Source organism: Metabacillus sp. 84 (assembly GCF_050107715.1).
Taxonomy (GTDB): Bacteria; Bacillota; Bacilli; order Bacillales; family Bacillaceae; genus Metabacillus_B.
The window spans coordinates 320,340-339,449 of record NZ_JBNILN010000003.1 but is presented as its reverse complement, the minus strand read 5'-3'; the positions used below and the strand labels follow the sequence as shown (position 1 = coordinate 339,449).

Annotated in this window: 28 protein-coding genes; 9 read left to right on the top strand and 19 right to left on the bottom strand. The window is 43.8% G+C overall.

Annotated features, from left to right (window positions below; genetic code table 11):
- Positions 1–8: 8 nt before the first annotated feature.
- The 4 genes from ACQCV8_RS08540 to ACQCV8_RS08525 form a co-directional block, all read right to left on the bottom strand.
- Positions 9–257: a hypothetical protein gene (locus tag ACQCV8_RS08540; RefSeq protein WP_426844155.1), complete on the bottom strand. Its 249-nt coding sequence runs from the start codon at positions 255–257 to the stop codon at positions 9–11.
- An 85-nt stretch (positions 258–342) separates the two neighbouring features.
- Positions 343–702 (bottom strand): DUF2188 domain-containing protein, encoded by a 360-nt coding sequence (locus tag ACQCV8_RS08535; RefSeq protein WP_426844154.1) that lies wholly within the window; start codon positions 700–702, stop codon positions 343–345.
- A 14-nt stretch (positions 703–716) separates the two neighbouring features.
- Positions 717–1,457 carry an SDR family NAD(P)-dependent oxidoreductase gene (locus ACQCV8_RS08530; protein WP_426844153.1) on the bottom strand — a complete coding sequence of 247 codons (741 nt, stop codon included), beginning with the start codon at positions 1,455–1,457 and terminating at the stop codon, positions 717–719.
- A 13-nt stretch (positions 1,458–1,470) separates the two neighbouring features.
- On the bottom strand, positions 1,471–1,776 hold the full coding sequence (locus ACQCV8_RS08525) for a winged helix-turn-helix transcriptional regulator (protein ID WP_426844152.1): 306 nt from the start codon (positions 1,774–1,776) through the stop codon (positions 1,471–1,473).
- A 151-nt stretch (positions 1,777–1,927) separates the two neighbouring features.
- Between ACQCV8_RS08525 and ACQCV8_RS08520 the strand changes: the two genes are divergently transcribed.
- The 3 genes from ACQCV8_RS08520 to ACQCV8_RS08510 all read left to right on the top strand — a co-directional run bounded on the left by ACQCV8_RS08520 (position 1,928) and on the right by ACQCV8_RS08510 (position 4,827).
- Positions 1,928–2,548 (top strand): nitroreductase family protein, encoded by a 621-nt coding sequence (locus ACQCV8_RS08520; RefSeq protein ID WP_426844151.1) that lies wholly within the window; start codon positions 1,928–1,930, stop codon positions 2,546–2,548.
- Between the two features lie 142 nt (positions 2,549–2,690).
- Positions 2,691–3,977: a GntP family permease gene (locus ACQCV8_RS08515; protein ID WP_426844150.1), complete on the top strand. Its 1,287-nt coding sequence runs from the start codon at positions 2,691–2,693 to the stop codon at positions 3,975–3,977.
- Between the two features lie 73 nt (positions 3,978–4,050).
- Entirely contained in the window at positions 4,051–4,827 is a 777-nt protein-coding gene (locus ACQCV8_RS08510; protein WP_426844149.1) for a 3-hydroxybutyrate dehydrogenase, read from the top strand.
- Between the two features lie 42 nt (positions 4,828–4,869).
- On the opposite strand, the gene ACQCV8_RS08505 is transcribed toward ACQCV8_RS08510, so the two are convergent.
- The 4 genes from ACQCV8_RS08505 to ACQCV8_RS08490 all read right to left on the bottom strand — a co-directional run bounded on the left by ACQCV8_RS08505 (position 4,870) and on the right by ACQCV8_RS08490 (position 8,999).
- Positions 4,870–5,466 (bottom strand): alpha/beta hydrolase, encoded by a 597-nt coding sequence (locus tag ACQCV8_RS08505; protein WP_426844148.1) that lies wholly within the window; start codon positions 5,464–5,466, stop codon positions 4,870–4,872.
- A gap of 7 nt (positions 5,467–5,473) precedes the next feature.
- Complete coding sequence (locus ACQCV8_RS08500) at positions 5,474–6,721, bottom strand: pyruvate kinase (protein ID WP_426844147.1); 1,248 nt, start codon at positions 6,719–6,721, stop codon at positions 5,474–5,476.
- Between the two features lie 88 nt (positions 6,722–6,809).
- The gene (gene wrbA / locus ACQCV8_RS08495; RefSeq protein ID WP_426844146.1) at positions 6,810–7,418 is read right to left on the bottom strand and encodes an NAD(P)H:quinone oxidoreductase type IV; all 609 of its coding nucleotides are present in this window, start codon (positions 7,416–7,418) and stop codon (positions 6,810–6,812) included.
- 195 nt (positions 7,419–7,613) lie between these two features.
- Positions 7,614–8,999: a S41 family peptidase gene (locus ACQCV8_RS08490; RefSeq protein WP_426844145.1), complete on the bottom strand. Its 1,386-nt coding sequence runs from the start codon at positions 8,997–8,999 to the stop codon at positions 7,614–7,616.
- A gap of 175 nt (positions 9,000–9,174) precedes the next feature.
- Between ACQCV8_RS08490 and ACQCV8_RS08485 the strand changes: the two genes are divergently transcribed.
- From ACQCV8_RS08485 to ACQCV8_RS08475, 3 genes are all read left to right on the top strand, one after another.
- Entirely contained in the window at positions 9,175–9,450 is a 276-nt protein-coding gene (locus ACQCV8_RS08485) for a hypothetical protein (RefSeq protein ID WP_426844144.1), read from the top strand.
- Between the two features lie 69 nt (positions 9,451–9,519).
- The gene (locus tag ACQCV8_RS08480) at positions 9,520–10,224 is read left to right on the top strand and encodes a class I SAM-dependent methyltransferase (RefSeq protein ID WP_426844143.1); all 705 of its coding nucleotides are present in this window, start codon (positions 9,520–9,522) and stop codon (positions 10,222–10,224) included.
- Between the two features lie 367 nt (positions 10,225–10,591).
- The gene (locus tag ACQCV8_RS08475; protein ID WP_426844259.1) at positions 10,592–10,837 is read left to right on the top strand and encodes a hypothetical protein; all 246 of its coding nucleotides are present in this window, start codon (positions 10,592–10,594) and stop codon (positions 10,835–10,837) included.
- Positions 10,838–10,870: 33 nt separating this feature from the next.
- On the opposite strand, the gene ACQCV8_RS08470 is transcribed toward ACQCV8_RS08475, so the two are convergent.
- From ACQCV8_RS08470 to ACQCV8_RS08455, 4 genes are all read right to left on the bottom strand, one after another.
- Positions 10,871–11,371 carry a mismatch-specific DNA-glycosylase gene (locus ACQCV8_RS08470; protein WP_426844258.1) on the bottom strand — a complete coding sequence of 167 codons (501 nt, stop codon included), beginning with the start codon at positions 11,369–11,371 and terminating at the stop codon, positions 10,871–10,873.
- 24 nt (positions 11,372–11,395) lie between these two features.
- Positions 11,396–12,184 (bottom strand): M15 family metallopeptidase, encoded by a 789-nt coding sequence (locus ACQCV8_RS08465; protein ID WP_426844142.1) that lies wholly within the window; start codon positions 12,182–12,184, stop codon positions 11,396–11,398.
- A 237-nt stretch (positions 12,185–12,421) separates the two neighbouring features.
- On the bottom strand, positions 12,422–13,126 hold the full coding sequence (gene deoD, locus ACQCV8_RS08460; protein ID WP_426844141.1) for a purine-nucleoside phosphorylase: 705 nt from the start codon (positions 13,124–13,126) through the stop codon (positions 12,422–12,424).
- 72 nt (positions 13,127–13,198) lie between these two features.
- A complete protein-coding gene (locus ACQCV8_RS08455) occupies positions 13,199–13,564 on the bottom strand; it encodes a hypothetical protein (RefSeq protein WP_426844140.1) in 366 nt (121 codons plus the stop codon).
- Between the two features lie 31 nt (positions 13,565–13,595).
- Here ACQCV8_RS08455 and ACQCV8_RS08450 point away from each other — a divergent pair, with 31 nt between their 5' ends.
- Positions 13,596–13,739 (top strand): hypothetical protein, encoded by a 144-nt coding sequence (locus ACQCV8_RS08450; protein WP_426844139.1) that lies wholly within the window; start codon positions 13,596–13,598, stop codon positions 13,737–13,739.
- A 40-nt stretch (positions 13,740–13,779) separates the two neighbouring features.
- Here ACQCV8_RS08450 and ACQCV8_RS08445 read toward each other — a convergent pair whose 3' ends face one another.
- The 5 genes from ACQCV8_RS08445 to ACQCV8_RS08425 form a co-directional block, all read right to left on the bottom strand.
- Positions 13,780–14,094: a YodL domain-containing protein gene (locus ACQCV8_RS08445; protein WP_426844138.1), complete on the bottom strand. Its 315-nt coding sequence runs from the start codon at positions 14,092–14,094 to the stop codon at positions 13,780–13,782.
- A gap of 69 nt (positions 14,095–14,163) precedes the next feature.
- The gene (locus tag ACQCV8_RS08440) at positions 14,164–14,781 is read right to left on the bottom strand and encodes a phosphatase PAP2 family protein (protein WP_426844137.1); all 618 of its coding nucleotides are present in this window, start codon (positions 14,779–14,781) and stop codon (positions 14,164–14,166) included.
- Between the two features lie 119 nt (positions 14,782–14,900).
- Positions 14,901–15,671 carry a sporulation protein gene (locus ACQCV8_RS08435; protein ID WP_426844136.1) on the bottom strand — a complete coding sequence of 257 codons (771 nt, stop codon included), beginning with the start codon at positions 15,669–15,671 and terminating at the stop codon, positions 14,901–14,903.
- An 11-nt stretch (positions 15,672–15,682) separates the two neighbouring features.
- Positions 15,683–16,438 (bottom strand): serine/threonine protein kinase, encoded by a 756-nt coding sequence (locus tag ACQCV8_RS08430; protein WP_426844134.1) that lies wholly within the window; start codon positions 16,436–16,438, stop codon positions 15,683–15,685.
- A 2-nt stretch (positions 16,439–16,440) separates the two neighbouring features.
- Positions 16,441–16,602 carry a hypothetical protein gene (locus ACQCV8_RS08425; protein WP_426844133.1) on the bottom strand — a complete coding sequence of 54 codons (162 nt, stop codon included), beginning with the start codon at positions 16,600–16,602 and terminating at the stop codon, positions 16,441–16,443.
- Positions 16,603–16,717: 115 nt separating this feature from the next.
- On the opposite strand from ACQCV8_RS08425, the gene ACQCV8_RS08420 reads away from it, so the two are divergent.
- Positions 16,718–17,812 carry a DUF2515 family protein gene (locus ACQCV8_RS08420; RefSeq protein WP_426844257.1) on the top strand — a complete coding sequence of 365 codons (1,095 nt, stop codon included), beginning with the start codon at positions 16,718–16,720 and terminating at the stop codon, positions 17,810–17,812.
- On the opposite strand, the gene ACQCV8_RS08415 is transcribed toward ACQCV8_RS08420, so the two are convergent.
- A complete protein-coding gene (locus tag ACQCV8_RS08415) occupies positions 17,802–17,993 on the bottom strand; it encodes a YozD family protein (RefSeq protein ID WP_426844132.1) in 192 nt (63 codons plus the stop codon). The two genes, ACQCV8_RS08420 and ACQCV8_RS08415, sit on opposite strands and share 11 nt — an antisense overlap.
- Before the next feature lie 126 nt (positions 17,994–18,119).
- On the opposite strand from ACQCV8_RS08415, the gene ACQCV8_RS08410 reads away from it, so the two are divergent.
- Entirely contained in the window at positions 18,120–18,257 is a 138-nt protein-coding gene (locus ACQCV8_RS08410) for a hypothetical protein (protein ID WP_426844131.1), read from the top strand.
- Positions 18,258–18,260: 3 nt separating this feature from the next.
- On the opposite strand, the gene ACQCV8_RS08405 is transcribed toward ACQCV8_RS08410, so the two are convergent.
- Positions 18,261–18,944 carry a hypothetical protein gene (locus tag ACQCV8_RS08405; RefSeq protein WP_426844130.1) on the bottom strand — a complete coding sequence of 228 codons (684 nt, stop codon included), beginning with the start codon at positions 18,942–18,944 and terminating at the stop codon, positions 18,261–18,263.
- Positions 18,945–19,110 lie beyond the last annotated feature (166 nt).

Genomic DNA, 19,110 nt, shown 5'->3' with positions numbered 1-19,110 from the left:
GGCAGTTGTTAGTATGTTCCGGGGTAGCCGGGAACTCCGCCTCCGGGGTAGCCCCCCTGAAATCCTCCTGGAAATCCTCCTCCATAGGGAGGGTAATAAGGATAGGGGGCGTAGCCGTAAAAAGGCGGTCTAAACAAACTTGCTCCGATCGCACCACCAAAGAGCCCGCCAATCAGACCTCCGACAAACGGGAAGCCTAATGGGAAAAAACGCTGGTAAGGAGCGCCTGGAACACTGCGCATCATGTATGGGTACAAGGTATTTCCTCCTCTTCGTTAGCCTGCACTTATAGGTTATTCACCTGGCATGGACAACGAATGGGCCCTTGCCCGGCCGCTCCCATTAATTAATGGTCTGATCCTCAGAGCCGTCCTGTTTGAAGACGGAGATTGAAATGTTTTTCTCCTCAGCCAATTTTCTCGCTTTTGTTAAAGCTTCTTTTTTTGTATGAAACGAAAAGCTTGCTCGCTCGGCGGAATCCTTTTCGATGATCCACTTTTCATCTCTTTTATGGAGCTTATAGGCTTCCTTAGCACCTTCGTCCTGCGCCCATTTTTCAGCCTGGGCCGTCGCGATTGCAATCGCCCTGCCCTCTTCGTACTTTTCATCCAGCAAAGCATTGGCTATTTCTATCGCTTTTTTTCTTGTCTTTCCAGGGAGGTTTTTCATTGATTCCGGATAATTCCTGCTGTTCCATGGCATTAAAATTCCTCCTTTTAATGTTCGTAGATCATTTTTCTGGTCATCCCGCCATCAATTACAAGATTTGCGCCATTTACAAAACTATTCGAGGATTGAGTCAGGTAAAGGCAGGCACCGGCGACATCCGATGGTTCACCCACTCTTCCGGATAAATGCTGAGCGTGATCGATCTCCCTTAGTTCTTCCAGTTTCCCTGTGTGGATCCAACCAGGGGATATGGCGTTCACTGTAATCGAATAATCTGCAAAGGATGCAGCCAGGGCATGAGTTAAGGCTGCTATTCCCCCTTTGGATGCGGCATAAGCCTCTGAGTGGGGCTCAGACATTTGCGACCTGGTGGATGCGATATTCACGATTGAGCCTCCAGTCCGGTCTTTCATGTGCTTGGCCGCCTCTTTTGAGAACAAAAATGCACTGCGCAGATTAACTGAAAGGATATCATCCCATTCTTCAACGGAGAGCTCCAGCGGGTCCTTGAACGTGGAAACGCCGGCATTGTTGATTAATATATCAACCCCTCCGAATGTTCTTACCGCTTCTTCCATGCACGCAGTAATTTCAGCAGGATTTCTGACATCTGTTTTGATGAACAATACCCGGTCGTGCTGCTTTAAAAGCTGCTCCTCCAGCTGTTTGCCCTTTTCTGCATCCTTATCAGCAAGCACAACACTGTAGCCTTCCTTGCAGTAAGCCGCTGCAACCCCTTCCCCTATTCCGTTTGACGCTCCGGTAACAATGACTGTTTTAGAATCCATTTATCTTTTCCTCCTAGCAATATCGGTTGCCCCAAATTTGGATTTCTTTCATGACGTTCTTTAATGCCATACCCTTTTCGGTCAGCTGATAAATCACTTTTACAGGAGTTTCAGGATAGACAATGCGCTCAACCATTTCTGTATTTTCCAATTCTTTTAAACGTTCGGCAAGCATCTTTTGACTAATACTAGGGATGATTTCACTTAAATCTTTAAATCGCTTTGGACCATCCATCAAGACATGAACGATCATTCCGTTCCACCGTTTACCAAGGAGTTTAAAGGCAAATTCTACGTGCGGACAATTCGGGAATTTCATACCATCTCCACCTTTTCAAGCCTCATTCTTGACAATTAATTGAACAGCGTTTTATCATAGACAAGGTTCGACAAGCTTACTATAAGTGAGCGCGTTACTTTTTGTCTATTATATCCATTATGCCATTATTTTACTAAGGGGGAGTTTTTCCATGACAACTATTGCAGAAGATTTGCTGACTTTAATGGAGGACCGCACTTCTATCCGTCATTATGATCCATCCGAAGCCATTTCCAAAGCTGAGCTTACATCCATCCTGGAATCAGCTGTTAAAGCTCCATCCGCCTGGAACCTCCAGCACTGGAACTTCATGGTGTTCCACAGCGATGAAGCGAAGGAAAGATTGCATCCAATCGCTTACAGTCAAAACCAGATTATAGAATCCTCAGCGGTTATTGCCATTCTTGGCGATCTGGAAGCGAATAAAAATGTGGAACAGGTGTACAGCCCGCTGGTTGAGGCTGGCCATATGTCTAAAGAAATTAAAGAAACCCTTGCCGGCCAGATTCATGGCGCTTATGAAAATCCAGTCTACGCAAGAGATGCCGCATACTCCAATGCTTCTTTAGCAGCCATGCAGCTTATGCTTGCCGCTAAAGCAAAAGGATTTGATACATGTGCAATCGGCGGATTTAACGGTGAAGCCTTTATTAAAGAATTTAAAGTAGCCGGACGATATGTACCGGTTATGCTCATTTCCGTAGGGAAAGCAGCCAAATCTGCTCATAAAAGTGAAAGAATTTCGCTCGATCAAGTAGCAGAATGGCTTTAATAAAAACAGGATGAAAAGCGGGAAGCTCACCCGCTTTTTCCTTTTGCCCGTTACGTTTTAAAACAGGAATTATTGGATATACAATACTTTTGCAGGGTTTGAGGAATGCTAGTACATAAATTGATACAAGGAGACTCAGGACATGTTCAGTATAATACTCGGATTAATTTTACTTATGGTCCTTGCCTATTTTGGCTGGTCAATCATCTGGATCGCGCCGCTGATATCCCTTCTCGTCGCAGGGATTGAAGGGATGGACCTCCTTCCGTCCTATACGGAAACGTATATGCAGGGCTTTGTTGGCTTTACAAAAAAATGGTTTCCTGTCTTTCTTTTGGGAGCCATTTTCGGAAAGCTGATGGAAGAAACAGGAATGGCACAGGCGGTTGCTTATAAAATCACGGATTTTATCGGCAAAGAGCGGGCGGTTCTCGGTGTTCTCATCGGGGCGGCTGTGCTCACCTACGGCGGAGTCAGCCTGTTCGTCGTTGTGTTTGCGTTATACCCCCTTACCATTGCCCTTTTTAAGGCGGCTGATTTATCAAGAAAGCTGATACCGGCTACACTCGTATTAGGAGCTTTCACCTTCACGATGACTGCTCTGCCGGGTACGCCGCAGATTCAGAATATTATCCCTACGGATTACTTTAATACCACTCCATTAGCGGGACCTGTAACCGGGATAGCCGCAGGACTGATTATGGCAGTGGGAGGATACCTGTATCTGGCATGGCGCGGCAGAAAGCTAAAGGAAAAAGGGGAAGGATATACAGATCCAAAGGGTGGAAGCGAAGTGAAGCAAATTGATCCTTCTGCCCTTCCGAACCCTTATGTTTCCATCATTCCGCTTATTGTCGTCGTGGTAACACTCAATGTCATTAATCTCGACATCCTGCCTTCCCTTTTAATTGGAATCATTGTGATTATGGTCTTGAGCATTAAAAAGTTTAAACTGTTTATAAGTGCAATCAATGGCGGGGCCAGCGGATCGGTTATGGCCATCATTAACACAAGTGCAGCCGTCGGATTCGGAGCTGTCGTAACCGCCGTACCCAGTTTTTCAAACATCACGGATATGATTATGGGAATCGGCGGAAATCCGCTCATTTCAGAGGCACTTGCCGTCCAGCTGCTTGCAAGTATTACAGGTTCCGCTTCTGGTGGAATGGGCATTGCCTTACAGGCACTGGGAGATCAATATTATCAGCTTTCGCAGTCAAGCGGCATATCTCCGGATGCATTCCACAGAATAGCAGCAGTTGCTTCAGGTGCATCCATTCTGCCTCATAACGGGGCACTGCTGACACTTTTAACCGTGACCGGATTAAAGCATAAGGATTCTTATATGGATGTTGCAGTCGTTGGGCTGATTCTCCCGACAATCTCACTGATCGTCGCTCTCCTGCTGGCATCAGCAGGGATTTATTAATAAATAAAATTAGATATTACACTTTGTAAGCTCTAATTTTAAATAAAATTTTTCTTAGTGGAAGGAGATCATTATGGTACAGAATAAAGTTGTATTTATTACGGGTGCTGCACAGGGCATCGGGTATGAAATCGGGGAAAAATTTGCTCAGGAAGGGGCAAAGGTTGTTCTCACTGATTTGAATGAAGAAGGTGTGAAAAAGGCTGCGGATACACTGGCAGAAAGCGGCCATCAGACTCTCGGAATTAAATGTGATGTAACCAATGAGGAAGAGCTGATCCAGGCAATCGATGAAGCTGTTTCCCATTTTGGCAGCCTCGACATATTAATCAACAATGCAGGCATGCAGCACGTTTCCCCGATTGAGGAATTCAGCACACAAAGATATGAGCTATTAGTCAAAATCATGCTGACAGCCCCATTCATGGCGATCAAACATGTTTTCCCTAAAATGAAAGAGCAGGGATTCGGCCGCATTATCAACATGTCATCGATTAATGGAGTCATCGGATTTGCTGGAAAAGCTGGATACAACAGTGCGAAGCATGGTGTAATCGGCTTGACAAAAGTTGCAGCACTTGAAGGCGCAGAGCATGGGATTACAGTAAATGCACTTTGCCCGGGATATGTGGATACCCCACTCGTACGCAATCAAATGCAGGACCTGGCTACAACTCGAAACGTACCACTCGAAAAAGTGCTCGAGGATGTTCTTTATCCGCTCATCCCGCAAAAACGCCTGCTTACAGTTGAAGAAATTGCAGATTATGCCATCTTCCTCTCAAGCGATAAAGCTCGCGGTGTTACAGGGCAGGCTGTCGTATTGGACGGCGGATATACAGCTCAATAAAGTTTACAAAAAACCCTTTGCGGAAAGATCCGCAAAGGGTTTTCAGTTCTTGCTATACCAGTTTGCCGCAGCCCGCACTTCCGGTTCCGTCAGCTGATGCCCGTTGCGCTCCCAGTGAAGTTTTACACTTGCGCCAGCCTGCTCCAATGCAGCTGCAAGTTCCTTTGACTCGCCAGGTGTGCAAATTGGATCATTCTCCCCTGCTCCGATAAAGACAGCTACTCCGTTTAAATCCTGAAGCGAACGATTCCTGAGCGGAACCATCGGATGGTGCAGAATCGCAGATTTAAACGCATCCGAGAAGTGGTAAAGCATACTGGCCGCAATGTTTGCTCCATTTGAATAGCCTAAAGCAATCACTTCTGAACGGTCAAACCCATATTCCACTGATGCGTCTGAGAGAAACTGATAAAGTTCTTTCGTGCGTTCAACTAAATCCTCTTCATCGAAAACACCTTCTGACAGACGTTTAAAAAATCTCGGCATTCCATTTTCAGACACATTGCCGCGAACGGACAATAAGCCGGCTTCCGGTTCAATCATTGGTCCGAGAGGAAGCAAATCATGCTCACTTCCGCCTGTTCCGTGTAATAGCAGGATGGTTTTTTTAGAGGTTCCTTTTTTATAAATGTGCTTCATTAACTGTTCAGTCCTCCAATAGTCCGGCCGTGTAAAAGGATAACTTTCGCTTTCGGTCCGTCCCAATCCGTTTCAGCATGGAAATAGCTTCAGGAATAAACGGCCCCTTATTGAGCATCGTGCAGGCTGTCTGATGAGAAAGGTAGGCATCGATGATTTCAGGCCGCTTCGGCATTCCTGTTTTGGCAAGTGTGCTCAATACTTCTGTGGCATAAATGAGCGGTGTTTGTGAGTGATGGCATACATTCATGATTTCCTCCTGGAGTCTTCCAAGACTTTCAAACCCAGCTTCAACAGCCAAATCTCCCCGTGCAGCCATTATGCCGAAGCCTTTATGCTTTAATCCTTCTGAAATGATGGCCGGCAGATTTTTGATCGCATACTCTGTTTCGATCTTGGCTGTCACCGGCAGCACCTTTCCTGTTTTCTGAAGCATCAGATTCTTTAAGGCCCTCAGATCCCCGGCTGAATGGACAAATGAAAGACCCACAATATCCGCATGTTTAAATGTAAATGCACTTTCTTTGATATCTTGCTCAGACATTGCCGGGAGTGACAAAAACGTCAGCGAATCCGGCAAATTGATTCCGTCATTTACTTTAATTGAAAAACTTTCCTTATGACCTTTTACCAGTTCCGCTATGACCATTTCCTTCTCTATATAAATAATGGCTGCTTGAATCGTTCCATCATTAATTAGAAGCCGGTCTCCTTTTTTGGCATTTTGAAAAGCTTTTGGCATGTTTGTTATAAAAGAATCTGCCATATGCGATTGATTCAGAGCAATGCGAATCGTCTGGCCCTTGTGGATTTTCATTTGCTGAAGCCCGTTCGGCAGGCCTATAATTCTGATTTTCGGCCCGCTTAAATCCATATAGATTTTACACGTATGAATGTTTGTCATTTCAGCCGCTCTTTTTAAACGGCTGATGATCTCTTTCCACTCCTTCACCCCATCATGACCGCAATTGATCCGGGCGGCTGTCATCCCGCTTACAAGCAATTTGGCTATATAGGACTCTTGCATGCTTTTGTCCATTGTTGCCATGACGGCATGCCCATCATGCTGAAGAAGCGCTTTTGCTCTTTTGCTTTTAAGCTTAGTTTTGACTATTTCATCCGATTCCGCAATGGAATATTTCTGCTTTTTTCCTTCCGGGTTCTGAATTTCTTTACGCTCGGTTGTCCTGGTCATCAAGTATTCCCGCAAGGATGCAAGACTGAAGATCCGTTCTTTTTGAATATCAAAATCCACATAGACCACTCCATTTAAATGCCTCCTCCTATTGTATGAGGCTGGAGGGTTTACATGATTAAAGGGGCTCTAAAAGCCCCCTTTACCGTTATAGTCCGCTTTTAATGGCCGCAGCTACCATTGCGGTCCGCTTAGCCTGATGTTTGACAGCTTCCTGAATATCTTCCTGCATTACTCCATCCTGTCCGACCGTTACACTGTTTCCATATGGATTGCCGCCTGAAGTGAAAGCTGATTGGTCTGTATATCCCGGAGCAGCTACAATCGCACCCCAATGATACATCGTGGCATAAAGGCTAAGGATTGTCTGCTCCTGTCCGCCATGAGGATTGCTGGCTGAAGACATGGCGCTTACAACCTTATTCGCAAGCTTTCCCTGGAACCATAATCCTCCAGTCGTATCCAAAAACTGCTTCATTTGTGAAGGGACATTCCCAAAACGAGTAGGAGCACTGAAGATGATGGCATCCGCCCATTCTAAATCTCCAAGTGAAGCTTCAGGGACATGTGCCGCAGCCTCAATGTGCGCTTTCCAGGCAGGGTTCGATTCAATTGCTTCTTGTGGTGCGAGCTCCTTTACTTTTAGAACTTTGACATCTGCTCCGAATGATCGGGCTCCCTCTTCTGCCCATTTTGCCATTTGATAATTGGTGCCAGTAGAACTGTAATAAATGATCGCTACATTAAGATTAGCCATGTGAATCTCTCCTTTTAGCATGTTTAGGCCCACAAAATTCCTTCAGCATCAAACATCTCAAATTCAAATTAATTATAAATGGCTAATAGGAAGCGGTCAAATTATAACTATTTTTAATCCTAAAAAACCCAAAACCGCTTATACGGTCTTGGGTTATAAACTCAAATCAATTGCTCCAGGAATTTGTATGAGAGCTTATTTTAAAGACTCTGCCGCTTCTTTAAGCTGGGTATCATTTTTTCTAATAAGCTCCTGTAAAGATGTGAGCATAGACATAGCCGTGTCTTCATCAATCATACCGGTTTGCTTCAAATCATGATCTTCCTGGTAATTTTTCACCGATTTTTCCATCTCTGAATCGAATACTCCGGACTTTTCTTTGCCGTAGCCGAGAGCACTCAGAAATTCCTGAGCGGTTTTCACCTCTTTGGAAGCATCTCCGGATTTTAATGTTTTGGATGGATCCAAATAAGGCAGCTTTGAGTAGTCTGGCAGTGAGACCTTTTTTTCCGGCTTTATTCCATTTTCATGAACCCACGTTCCGCCAGGTGTCAGCCATTTAGCGATCGTGTATTTAATGGATGAGCCATCATTAAATTGGGCGGATGTCTGGATGGTTCCTTTTCCAAACGTTTTTTCCCCAAACAAAGGGATGCCGGCCGATTCATTTAATGCAGCCGCCATAATTTCTCCGGCACTTGCCGTCCCTTCATCAATGACGACAGCGGTTGGGATGTCGACCGGATCATCATTTCTGGATGCATGCACTTCTTTCGTTCCGTCTTTATTCTCCACCTGCATAACGTTTTTTCCTTTAGGTATAAACAGTTCACTCATCAAAATTGCCTCTTGCATAAGTCCGCCCGGATTTTGACGGAGGTCAATCACGATTCCCTTGACATTTTTCCTTTCAAGCTCATCTACAGCTTTACGGAAATCCGTGGCTGTGTCATTCGAAAAGGTTGTAACCTGTATTTTTCCAATCCCGTCTTCCACGTCTGTATAGACGGTTTCAATGGGTATCTCATCTCTAACGATAGAAAATTCAAGCTGCTGGGAACCTTCCCGCTCAACACCAATCTTGACAGAGGTGCCTTTATCCCCTCTGATTAGCCCTACTGTGTCGTTGACACTCTTCCCCTTTATACTTTTGCCGTTCACTTTTAGTATTTTATCTTTTGGTTTTAACCCGGCTTTTTCAGCAGGAGAGCCTTTAATCGGGGAGACAATCATGACTTGTCCTTCCACTTCCTGCAGTTCTGCTCCAATTCCTTCAAAAGAGGAAGAGATCGTTTCATTAAAGCTTTTGGAATCTTCAGCATTCATATAGGAACTGTAAGGATCCCCCAATGCCTCAACCATTCCGTTTATTGCTCCGTCCACCATCTTTTCCTTACTTGTATTCTGATAATATTCCTGTTCCAATTTTTCGTATGTATCATACAATTTAGCAAAGTCCGGATTTTGTTCTGCTTCCTTTTCCTTTACGACTTTTTCCGGTTTGATCAGTGTCATTGTCAGACCTGAACTTATGATAGCTGTTAATAAAACGATTAATAACAGCTTTACATTTTTATTCACTTTATCATCACCTCATTATGAATTTCATTATGTCCGAGTCCTGTTAAAACGTCAACTAATACTGCCTTTGCAGGATTTTGTCCAATAAATTTTTTTAAAATTTTCGACACTTTTCTCATGAAATTTATGTAAACTCTGTGTAAATTTTATTACAAAAAAAGAAAAAGGAGGATGCATGATGCTTCTTCGTGATTATGTAATGGATATAGACAGGGAAATGATCAGCTTTTCATTTTCATTGCTGGAGGAAGTGGATGAGAAAATCCAAAAAAAAATTCTTTTCTATGAAAATCAGGTAACAACTTATGTACAAAACAAAATCTCAATCTTCATTACATCACTTAACTTAAGCAGTTCGATGAAAATAGTCTGCAAATCTGAAGTCACATCCCTGATCCGGTCCAGGCTGAAAGCGATTATGGCCCGGTACTGCCTGTTCAGAAGCTGTTAAACCAATTCAGTCTTATTTGCATATTGTGTAAATGCAGAGCAACAGCTAATGTGCAAAGGAGACGATTTTTTGCCGGACTATTTAAATATGATTGCTGCGCTGGGAATAGCAGGAGCCCATCCAGGAGGATTGCAGCTAACAAAGCAGTTCCTGCCGGCTATGGACCTCCCCTTCCCTTGCCGCATATTAGATGCTGGATGCGGCACAGGCCAAACGCTTTCCTATCTTTCCGCATTGGGGTATAGCCCATCCGGGATCGACGCAGATGAGCGGATGGTCAGAAAAGCCAGGGAGAGGCTTGGGGAATCTGCTTCCGTTCAGCAGGGAAAGCTTGAACAAATGCCCTATCCCGGGTCCCACTTTGATGCGGTGTTCAGTGAATCCGTGCTCTCCTTTACGGACACTTCTGCCGCATTAAAGGAATGCCGCAGAGTACTTGTCCCGGGAGGAAAACTCGGAGCGGTTGAAGTGATTCTTGAGCAGCCACTTCATTCAGCAAGCCGGAATGAAATCATGGATTTTTACGGATTTAAGGCGCTATTGTCTGAAAAAGAATGGCAGAACCTGTTCGGCTCGTGTGGATATTGTGAGGTGCGCAGCTTGAAAGCCGAAGAATTTTCCTTTACGTATGACGATGAACAGCCGGATCATGAACTGATGATGGATGAAAGCGTTCCTCCCGAGGTATTTGATGTTTATCAAGCGCATCAGCTTATCCTGCAAAAATACAGCGGTTACTTAAGCTACCGCGCGTTTATAGCCGCCCGCTGCTGACCGTCAAGCCATCATGAAGAAGCGCTTCAGAAGTTCTTCAGCATTTTATTCCTTATACCCCGGTTTCCAGGGGAAAGTTCAAACAGCAGAAAAAAGGTCTAAGCAATACTCTTTAGCCGTTTTATTAACACTTTTCTGCTTCGCCGTTCTTTTGCTCAGGTGAGGCGCAGGGCCAAGACTCCTTTAGAGCGGCATTAAGGCAGTTCTTGAACTTCTTCCGTCAGCTGCGGAAATCCAGCCGGCAAAAACAGACTCATAAAATACCCTAAACCGGGATATACGTACAAACCTGCCTTTCCCTCCTTTCATATCGTACAAGGTAAGGATAAAATTGGAGGGATCAGGTTTGAGCCAAAACTATTATCAAATGTGCAGCCAGCACCGGGGCAAGCATGCCCGCATAACTGACCGTTTTGGGAATGTGCATTCCGGCAGAATCGTCAATGTAACAAGAAGCCGGGTATACATCCAGCCAAATGGCCCCCGGCCGAGAGGCGCTTTTGGGATGGGATTTTACGGACGGGGATATGGTTATTACCCATACTATCCTGCTTACGGAATCGGACTTGGGTTTATTACCGGTTTAGCAATCGGAGGATTGTTTTTCTTTTAATCCTAAAGAAGCAAAAAGGAACCGGTCCTCTGATCAGTTCCTTTTTGCTGTACAAATTGCGAGTTCTTTATAGATCGCTGATATTTCTGCGGTTGTCATTCTGACAAGTCCGCTTGAAGATGGTGCAGCGAACTCTTCTACGCCCTCGATCAGGGGTTCAGCCTGAAACCCCCACGGTGCTTTCTTTATCCCTTTGTATTGCAAGTAAACCCCTTTTCCGACAAAGCATACAATGCCCGGTTTATATTTCCTGATTTTATCGGTCAATTCAATTCGTCCTGCGGCATATTCCTGCTTAGTTATTTCAGATGCATCCTTAGTCGGTCTGTGCACGATATTTGTAAAACCGTAACCGTCAGCAAGAAGGGTCCTATCCTCTTCAGGCCTTACCAGCCTTTTCGTCAGTCCGGATTGAAAGAGGATCTTCCAGAAACGGTTCGTCGGATTTGCGTAATGATGACCCGTCTGACCTGAGATGACACTTGGATTAAACCCTGTGAATAGGATCGTCATCCCATAATCCAGCAAATCCATCGGTCTTTTCAAAATAATCACCCGCTATATCTTTTTTACCTGCTCAAAGTACTCTTCCAGTGTCAGGTTTTTCTCATGCAGCACTTTCGCCGTTTTTTCCCCTACATATCTTAAGTGCCATGGTTCATATTGATATTCAGTGACCTCAGCTTTATCTTCAGGGTAGCGGATAATGTAGCCGTATTTATAAGCATTTTCCTTCACCCACTTGCCTTCTTTTGTCTCGCCGAATTTTTTAGAAATTTCAAGATCTGCACTTCTGCTGGAAATATCCATAGCAAGACCGGTTTGATGCTCACTCTGACCGGGATGTGCAACCGCTTGCTCTGCCTTTGCTTCGCCTTTAGACGTAATTTCCTGATCCAATATGTTTTCCTGCCGGTCATATGAACGGAACCCCGAAACGGCAAACAGTTCAATGCTGTTCTTTTTCGCGCCATCAAAAAGCTTCTCCAGAGCGGCTGCTGCTTCTTTTCTTATGTATTTTTGGGGTACATCGGCTTCTCCGAATGAAAAAGGTACATTTGGAACAGTTAGATCTTTTGGTTTGTAGTCAGCAGGAAGTGTGTATTCCTTATTAACCAAAACTAATATATTTTCGGGATTTGTAATAACATCTTCCCCCTCAACCGTTTCCAGTGCGTTGAAGTATTCGTTTTCCAATACAAGCTGATTTTCCTGTACGCTTCCAATTTCTTTTTCTTCCGTTTGTTTCTGACCGTCATTGGACGGAAGATTTTCTTCCATCTCCACGGAGCAGGCAGCTGTGAAAAGCATGAACGGGACTACTGAACAGGCAAACATTTTTTTCATATCAAACCGACCACCTAAATCGTAAAGTATCTGTTTTCAGCAAATTCAATTGTACCATTATGGCCATAAAAGAAAAAAACTATATTTACCATTCCTTTAAAGAAAGGATGATAAAAAAATAGGAGGCAGCCAACCTTAAAGTCTCTGGAACTTGCTGATCGGCAGCGAATACTTCCGGATTTCCAGGGAACGGGTCCTAACAGTAAAAGATGCCCGGTTCAGGCATCTTTTACTAAATCATTTCTGTATTGCTGCATCCAGTGCAACTTCGATCATTTCATTGAACGTTGTCTGGCGTTCTTCAGAGGTTGTTTCTTCTCCGGTCAGGAGGTGGTCGCTGACTGTCAGTACTGACAAAGCCTTGCGTCCGAATTTCGCTGCTAATGTGTAGAGCGCGGAAGATTCCATTTCAATCGCCAGGATCCCGTAGCGCGCCCACTTTTCCCAGTCTGCGTTTTCGTTATAGAACATATCTGCTGTAAATACGCTGCCTGCTCTTAAATGCAAGCCTTTTTCGGTTCCGGCATCGTAAGCTCGTTTCAGCAAATCAAAATCTGCAGTCGGGGCATAATCGATTCCACCGAATGTCATGCGATTCATTTGAGAATCTGTTGAGGCACTCATGGCGAGAATCACATCTCTCACCTTAACGTCCTTTTGAATGGCTCCGCATGTTCCCACACGGATCAGCTGCTGAACATTGTAGCTTTGAATGAGTTCGTTTACATAAATTGAAATGGATGGAACACCCATGCCTGTTCCCTGAACAGATATGCGTTCTCCTTTATATGTTCCTGTAAATCCGAGCATGCCCCGCACTTCATTGTAGCACTCAGGATTTTCAAGGAATGTATCGGCAATGTATTTTGCCCTAAGCGGATCTCCCGGAAGCAGAATCGTTTCTGCTATCTGGCCTTCTTTCGCTCCAATATGTACACTCATCAAACCGTCCTCCTATTATTCCTTCTGTTAAGCATCAGATGCTATACTTTTATTGTACTTTGATTGCGCGCACTATGGAAGCTGTTTTCTGGAAAGGTACTTCGGCTTGATTACGAGGACGTTTCCTTCTGCATAGTATTTTTTCATACTCTTCAAGTACTTTTCAAACAGCCAGGCAGCTCCTAAATAAAAAGGGAAGTACAGAAGGGAAATTTTAATCATTTCGATGAAATACATGGAGAATCCGTTAAAATCGTGAAACTTACTGAAGAATACAATTTCCGAAAAGCTAATGAGCAGACTAACGAAGTAAAGGTTAAGCAAATGAAAGAAAAAACGGCTTTTTCCTTTATAAAAAAGCTTTTCAAGTTCTCTTTTTACAAGCAGAGCCGAAATTGTAGAGATTGCACCCAGGATGCAAATAATCATTAGAAGCATAACCATATCCCCTTTATGTGGAGGTAGTCAAATGGGCAAAAAACATAGGAACCGCGTGAACGCTCCGAAGAAAAACAACCATATACCGCCTGAAGCGATCGTGGCTGAAGAAAACGCCCATGGAAAAGAACAGAGTGCCGGAAAACGAAAAAACGGACCGGGCTATCAACTATAATGTGTACAAGCAGCGGATGAACCATTCGCTGCTTGTTTTTTTATCTCACATGTATGCGATTAATTTTTTTCCAGCCGCCTGAGTGAAGCCTGTAATATGCCACTCCTCTTTTTTCTTCTTCAATGCTTACGATATCGCCGGTGCGAATAAATCTTGCTTCATAATCTTCTGGAACCGTATCCTGAACATTAAATGTTTTAAACGTTTTCTCGAGGGCATCTGTTTGGTCCTTAGCAGGGATTGTGCAGCTATATACTTTTTGATACCCTTTCGTATGGCCGAATTCGGGTGTCTGGAAGATGGTGATTTCCATTATGCGCAGTCTTCTCTTCAATATCATAAGCTGTTGCCTCATCTGAACCCCTCCGCATCATTTTCCTATACATTGGCTACGGTGTGCACGAAATCCTCCTTCGAATTGCAGCTAGTTTTGTCGAAATTTAACAGCAGCGCGCTTGTACCCTATTTTTATAAGGATAGACCAGATCAGTCCTGCACAAATTCCCGCGGTTATGTCTGTAACAAAGTGAACCCCCAGGTACACCCTGCTCAGCGCAATGCTTGCGATGATTAAACCCATTGCCCCCGCAATCGGGAAACGGCATCCTGGAAAATAGCGGATCAGCAAATAGCCCGTAAACGAAAAAAATGCGGCCGAATTCATGGCGTGGCCGCTTGGGAAGCTGTACGAATTTTCATCCGTTAACGGGTTAAAAGATGGGCGCTCTCTTTCAAATCCGTTTTTCAGAAGCCAATTAAAAAGTCTGGAACCAAAAAAACAGCAAAATAAAAATAAAGCTTCCATCGCCCTTCTTTTAAACGATAGAAGGATAGCAGCAACTAGCAAAAGCGGGAAAAGGGTTCTTCCGGACCCAAATTCGGTAAAGAAAATAAAATACTCTGTCACCATAGGTGAACGGTACTGTTCAAAATAGAGGACTATGTTCTGATCAGCTTGATTGTACCAGTCTGATTCATACATGATTGATACCCCTGTAAAAATTACAAGCAGCAACGCAATATTCCTGATGTCTTTCATCATCCAGCGACCTTTCAAGTGGTATGGTCCTAAAATACCCATAATCTATTTTCACTAAAACAGAAAAGCCTATTTCCACAGCTGTTTAACGGGAAGTAGGCTTTTGATTCTATTGGAATTATTCAGGAAAACCGCTGGATGGTCTGCGTTAACATCGTTTTAACATTTGGAAAATCCTGCGAGGTAACGGCTAGCCTGACAGACGTTTCATCCGTTTCAAGCATTTCGGAAAAGAGTCCGGAAAGCCCTCTGGCTTTTCTGTCAATTTCCATAACCATTTCTGCCCGGTTCTCGGCTACATCTGTAAAGACAATTTCCAGCTCATCTAATTTACCTCTGAAAGGTCCGGAATATGGATAAAATTCAAATTCCTGTACAAAAGGCAGTCTTCTGCGCAGTCTGGCGGGGGCCGCCTCATTTTGTGCTTTTCTCAGCTGGAAACCAAGTGCCCCCAGCTCATCAAGCAGTTTCTGCTGAATGGGATTCGGATGCACATGGATAGCATCCTGGTCTGTTGGATCTACCGCGTTCTTTATATCAAGGCCTGTATGAATCCATATTTTGGACTGGCCGTATGTAATGGGCGTGTCGTAAGGAAGCTTAAAACGAAACGGGATTTCCTTGTGCTCATTCGCCATAATCACAAAGGGTTCATTAATTTTCACCTTGGTGACCGCAGAAGATTGAGTGTATTTTCTGTCGTCTGCCTCCTTTATGTATTCCGTCATCACAGATAAATAAATTTCAGCAATTTCCTGGTCTGTTTTGCCTCCACTTACAGCAACAATTCCCTGGACCTCTTCACCTGCCCTAACGTTCACATCGTGAAGCCGTGTATCCACCTTTGCTGCGCCAATTCCAACGCTTGCAAATACTTTATTAAAAAAAGACATGCCGATTCCTCCTAATTTCCCCATTTTATAAGATCGTTTTGCAGTTCTTCCATTTTGTCATACGGTTCGTCCAGCTGAAGCAGTTTTCTGGTGATTTTTCTTGTGGCGGGTGAAATACACAATTCTTCCTCCCACGGTCTTTCTTTTTCCTCATGCTCCGGATAGCTTGAATACAGCAGAAAAAGCAATAAATGGCCAAGGGAATAAAAATCACTTTTAAATGAAAATTCTCTAAATCTTTTCCTGTTTCGGGATAGCCGGAAGATTGCTTTTTCATTTACACTTCCCGCCAGTCCAAAGTCGATGATTGAAACATCACCTTTGTACAATAAAATATTGGGTATGCGCAGGTCTCTGTGAACAATGCCATGACTATGAATGGGAGCAAGTTCTTCAATAATCCTGTTCAGCAGGACAATGGATTCAGATTCCGTATACATACAGCCATCTTCAAAAATCAAATCCTCGAATGTACTCCCCTTTTTGTATTCTATGACCAGGCAGCAAGCATCCTCTTCGTTTATAAATTCATAAAGCCCGGGTGCACCTTTATTTTCCAGAAGTGATAGAATCCTTGATTCTCTTTCAAAGGATTTCCTTGTTTTTCGCCCTATTTTTTTCGCGATCTTAACTAATACAACCTGCTGATCTTCAAGTCTTCTTGCAAGATAAGCACAGCTATATCCGCCTTCCCCTGCTTTTGACAGGATGACATATTTTCCGCAAAGCAGCTCTCCGGCAGTGAGCTCATTTTTCCTGCCAATCATCTTCAGCTGCTGTAAGATCTGCTTGAGCGATGTTTTTTCTTATAGTAGCTGTGCCCGTATTTAGATGGATGCTGTCCGAATCTCCCCCGCTTATACCCGCTGCCTGAACCATGGTTCTGTTTCTTTCTTTGGGATAAAAGAGATTTCAATACTTTTTTCAGCATGACGTTTCTCCTTTCTAAACAATTATACGCAGCTGAGTGAACCAGAGTTTCACAATTATCATACATTATTTTAGATGGTGGAGTACGGACGGGAGGTTAAATTGATTTGATTAGCATGGCTAGAATATTAAAACGGAACAGTATGGAAGAACTTTCCAGACCGGGAATACCAGCTCTTTATGAAGAGATCATGCAGGCATACCATACTGAAAAACTGCCGTTTATTGCAGCTGGGGAAGAAAAAGACCTCATCCAGTCAATTCAATCCAGGGTTAATGAAAAAAACGGAAGCAATATTTTACGTACTGAAGGCTATCACCGTTTTCATTCCCGTTTTCCTGAGGTCCATTGGGCACTGCTTGCCCATCTTGTTTCCAGAAATGGCGGATACAGCATGACCGATCTGAAATCTTCTTATATTGGTCCCCTTCTAAACGAAAAGGAAAAAACCCTTTTTTTTCAGCTTCTGGAACGCATCAATGCGTCCATTTTTTTAGATGCCTACCCTCAGCTGCTTCTTTATGAGGAAAGCAGGAAAAGGGACAGGAGCTTATTTCATCTGCTGCCCGCATTCCGTGTATCGGCATTTATGGGTCCTGTCTGGAACTATTTTTTTCATTCAGGTGATTCAAAATTGCTGACCATGGCTCTTATTACAAACGAACAGTCTCTGATTGAGGAAAACATATTATCCAAACCAGCTTCAGCAGCTGTTCTTGATACCTTTAAATTTATGATGCAGGAAAAATGGGGCCTGACCAGCATTCTTTTCCCTTTCAAAAAAAGGAAATATCAAAAGCACTATTCTGTGACCGGATTAACAGTCTCCGGCTTTCAGTCTTTGCAGGAACGGATTAGAACCGGAAAAAAACTATATCATTTGCTGTACAGCAGCCGCCTCGTACATGAATCGATCCTTGCTTTTTGCAGCATGCATCACCATACCGCTTCAAGGAGTGATTATTGGCCCCATCTCTATTCCGCTTCAGACCATGCATTTAAACTTGTGAGCCCCGTGTTAGAGGACTCTTGGCCGGTAATCCCGCAGCCCAAGCCGTATTTAAGCGACTGGTTCCTAAAAAACGGCCTCCCAAAAGGCTTTGAGCTTCCTGAGCAGGCAAAGATGCAGGAGCTTACGGACAAAATCCTGTCGGACGCGTTAAAACTTGCTCCAATTTCCGCAGTTGGCAAAAAACTGTTCAGGGTTTAAAAGAGTTGTGGTCATCATCAAAGTTTTCATCAATGATGCACTTGGCAAGCAGATAATCAAACATAATATCAGCAAGGACATCCAATTCACCGGGCTCCGGTATGTACCCTCTTCTCATTAATTCTAAAAAGAAAAATTCAGAAATTTCCTCTGTATCAATGACTACTTCAATCTCTCTCACTGTCCCGCCCCCTTTATTACTTTTTATGAAAAAAGGAGCCGGCTTATGTATACAAGATTTATGGCATATACATTGAAGCGCCTGCATATCTTCTTCTCAAAGGACAAGCTTACAGGGGGATCAGGAATGAACGATATCTTAAAATGGTTCGACAGCCCAAAATTTGATGAGCTGCTGCTTACCGGCTCGAAGCGGCTATTCTGGCTTGCCGCGCTTGGCTGTCTGCCTTATATATTATGGAACATGGTTATGTGGCTGATATAGAGGCTATTCATTTGTGCCGAATCTTTTTAGACTTGCAAGCACCATCTGCATCATTTCATTGTATTCATCATCCCCAAATCGGATATAGAGCTCACGGTAGTCGTTATATATATCAAGAAGATCATTGATGAGCTGCCCAGGTTCACGCTCCTTTTCCGGTTTTTCAAGGGAATAGGAGACTCCGGTCAGTGCTGTACCGGAAGTCTCTTCCCTTGCACCTTCTTCTGCCCCTTCTTTATTGAGCATCAGCATAATCTGATGAAGAGATTTTTCTGTTTCGTTATTGCTCATGACCAGCAGCAATTCCTCTTCCGCTGCTTCAAGCCATTCCCCGTCAGCGACTCTCATCAGTTCATAAACCATGTCTTCCCATCCGTCTTCCATGTATCTCCAAATTTCCGTCCTCAACCCGACAATTTTAAACAAGTCGCTTCCATACCCTTTCACTTGCACAAGGTCACCGATTGCAAACTGGTATTCAACTTCAATCCGTTCAATTTCAAATATCTTGCCTTCATACTCTTTATAAAATGAGAGGGCGCTTTCATAAAACAGGACATCCCCGTGATTGACCTCGTAAAGAAAGGACTGGTTTAGCTTATATACATTCGTAACGGTACCCACCGTTCCGTACAGAACGATTACAACGACTTCTCCCATCTTAAACTTTGGATATTTAGAGGCCATTTCATGCTCACTCCCGCACTCTGAAAAGTTAAGATAGTATATGCGGAGGTTTCCTATTCGCATGGGCCTTCACACATGCAATGAGCGTTTACTTTCAGCATCCGGTTCCGAAATTAACCAGCATTTCCAACAGCCGGAACCATTAAGCAATCCGCCCGGTTTCAGC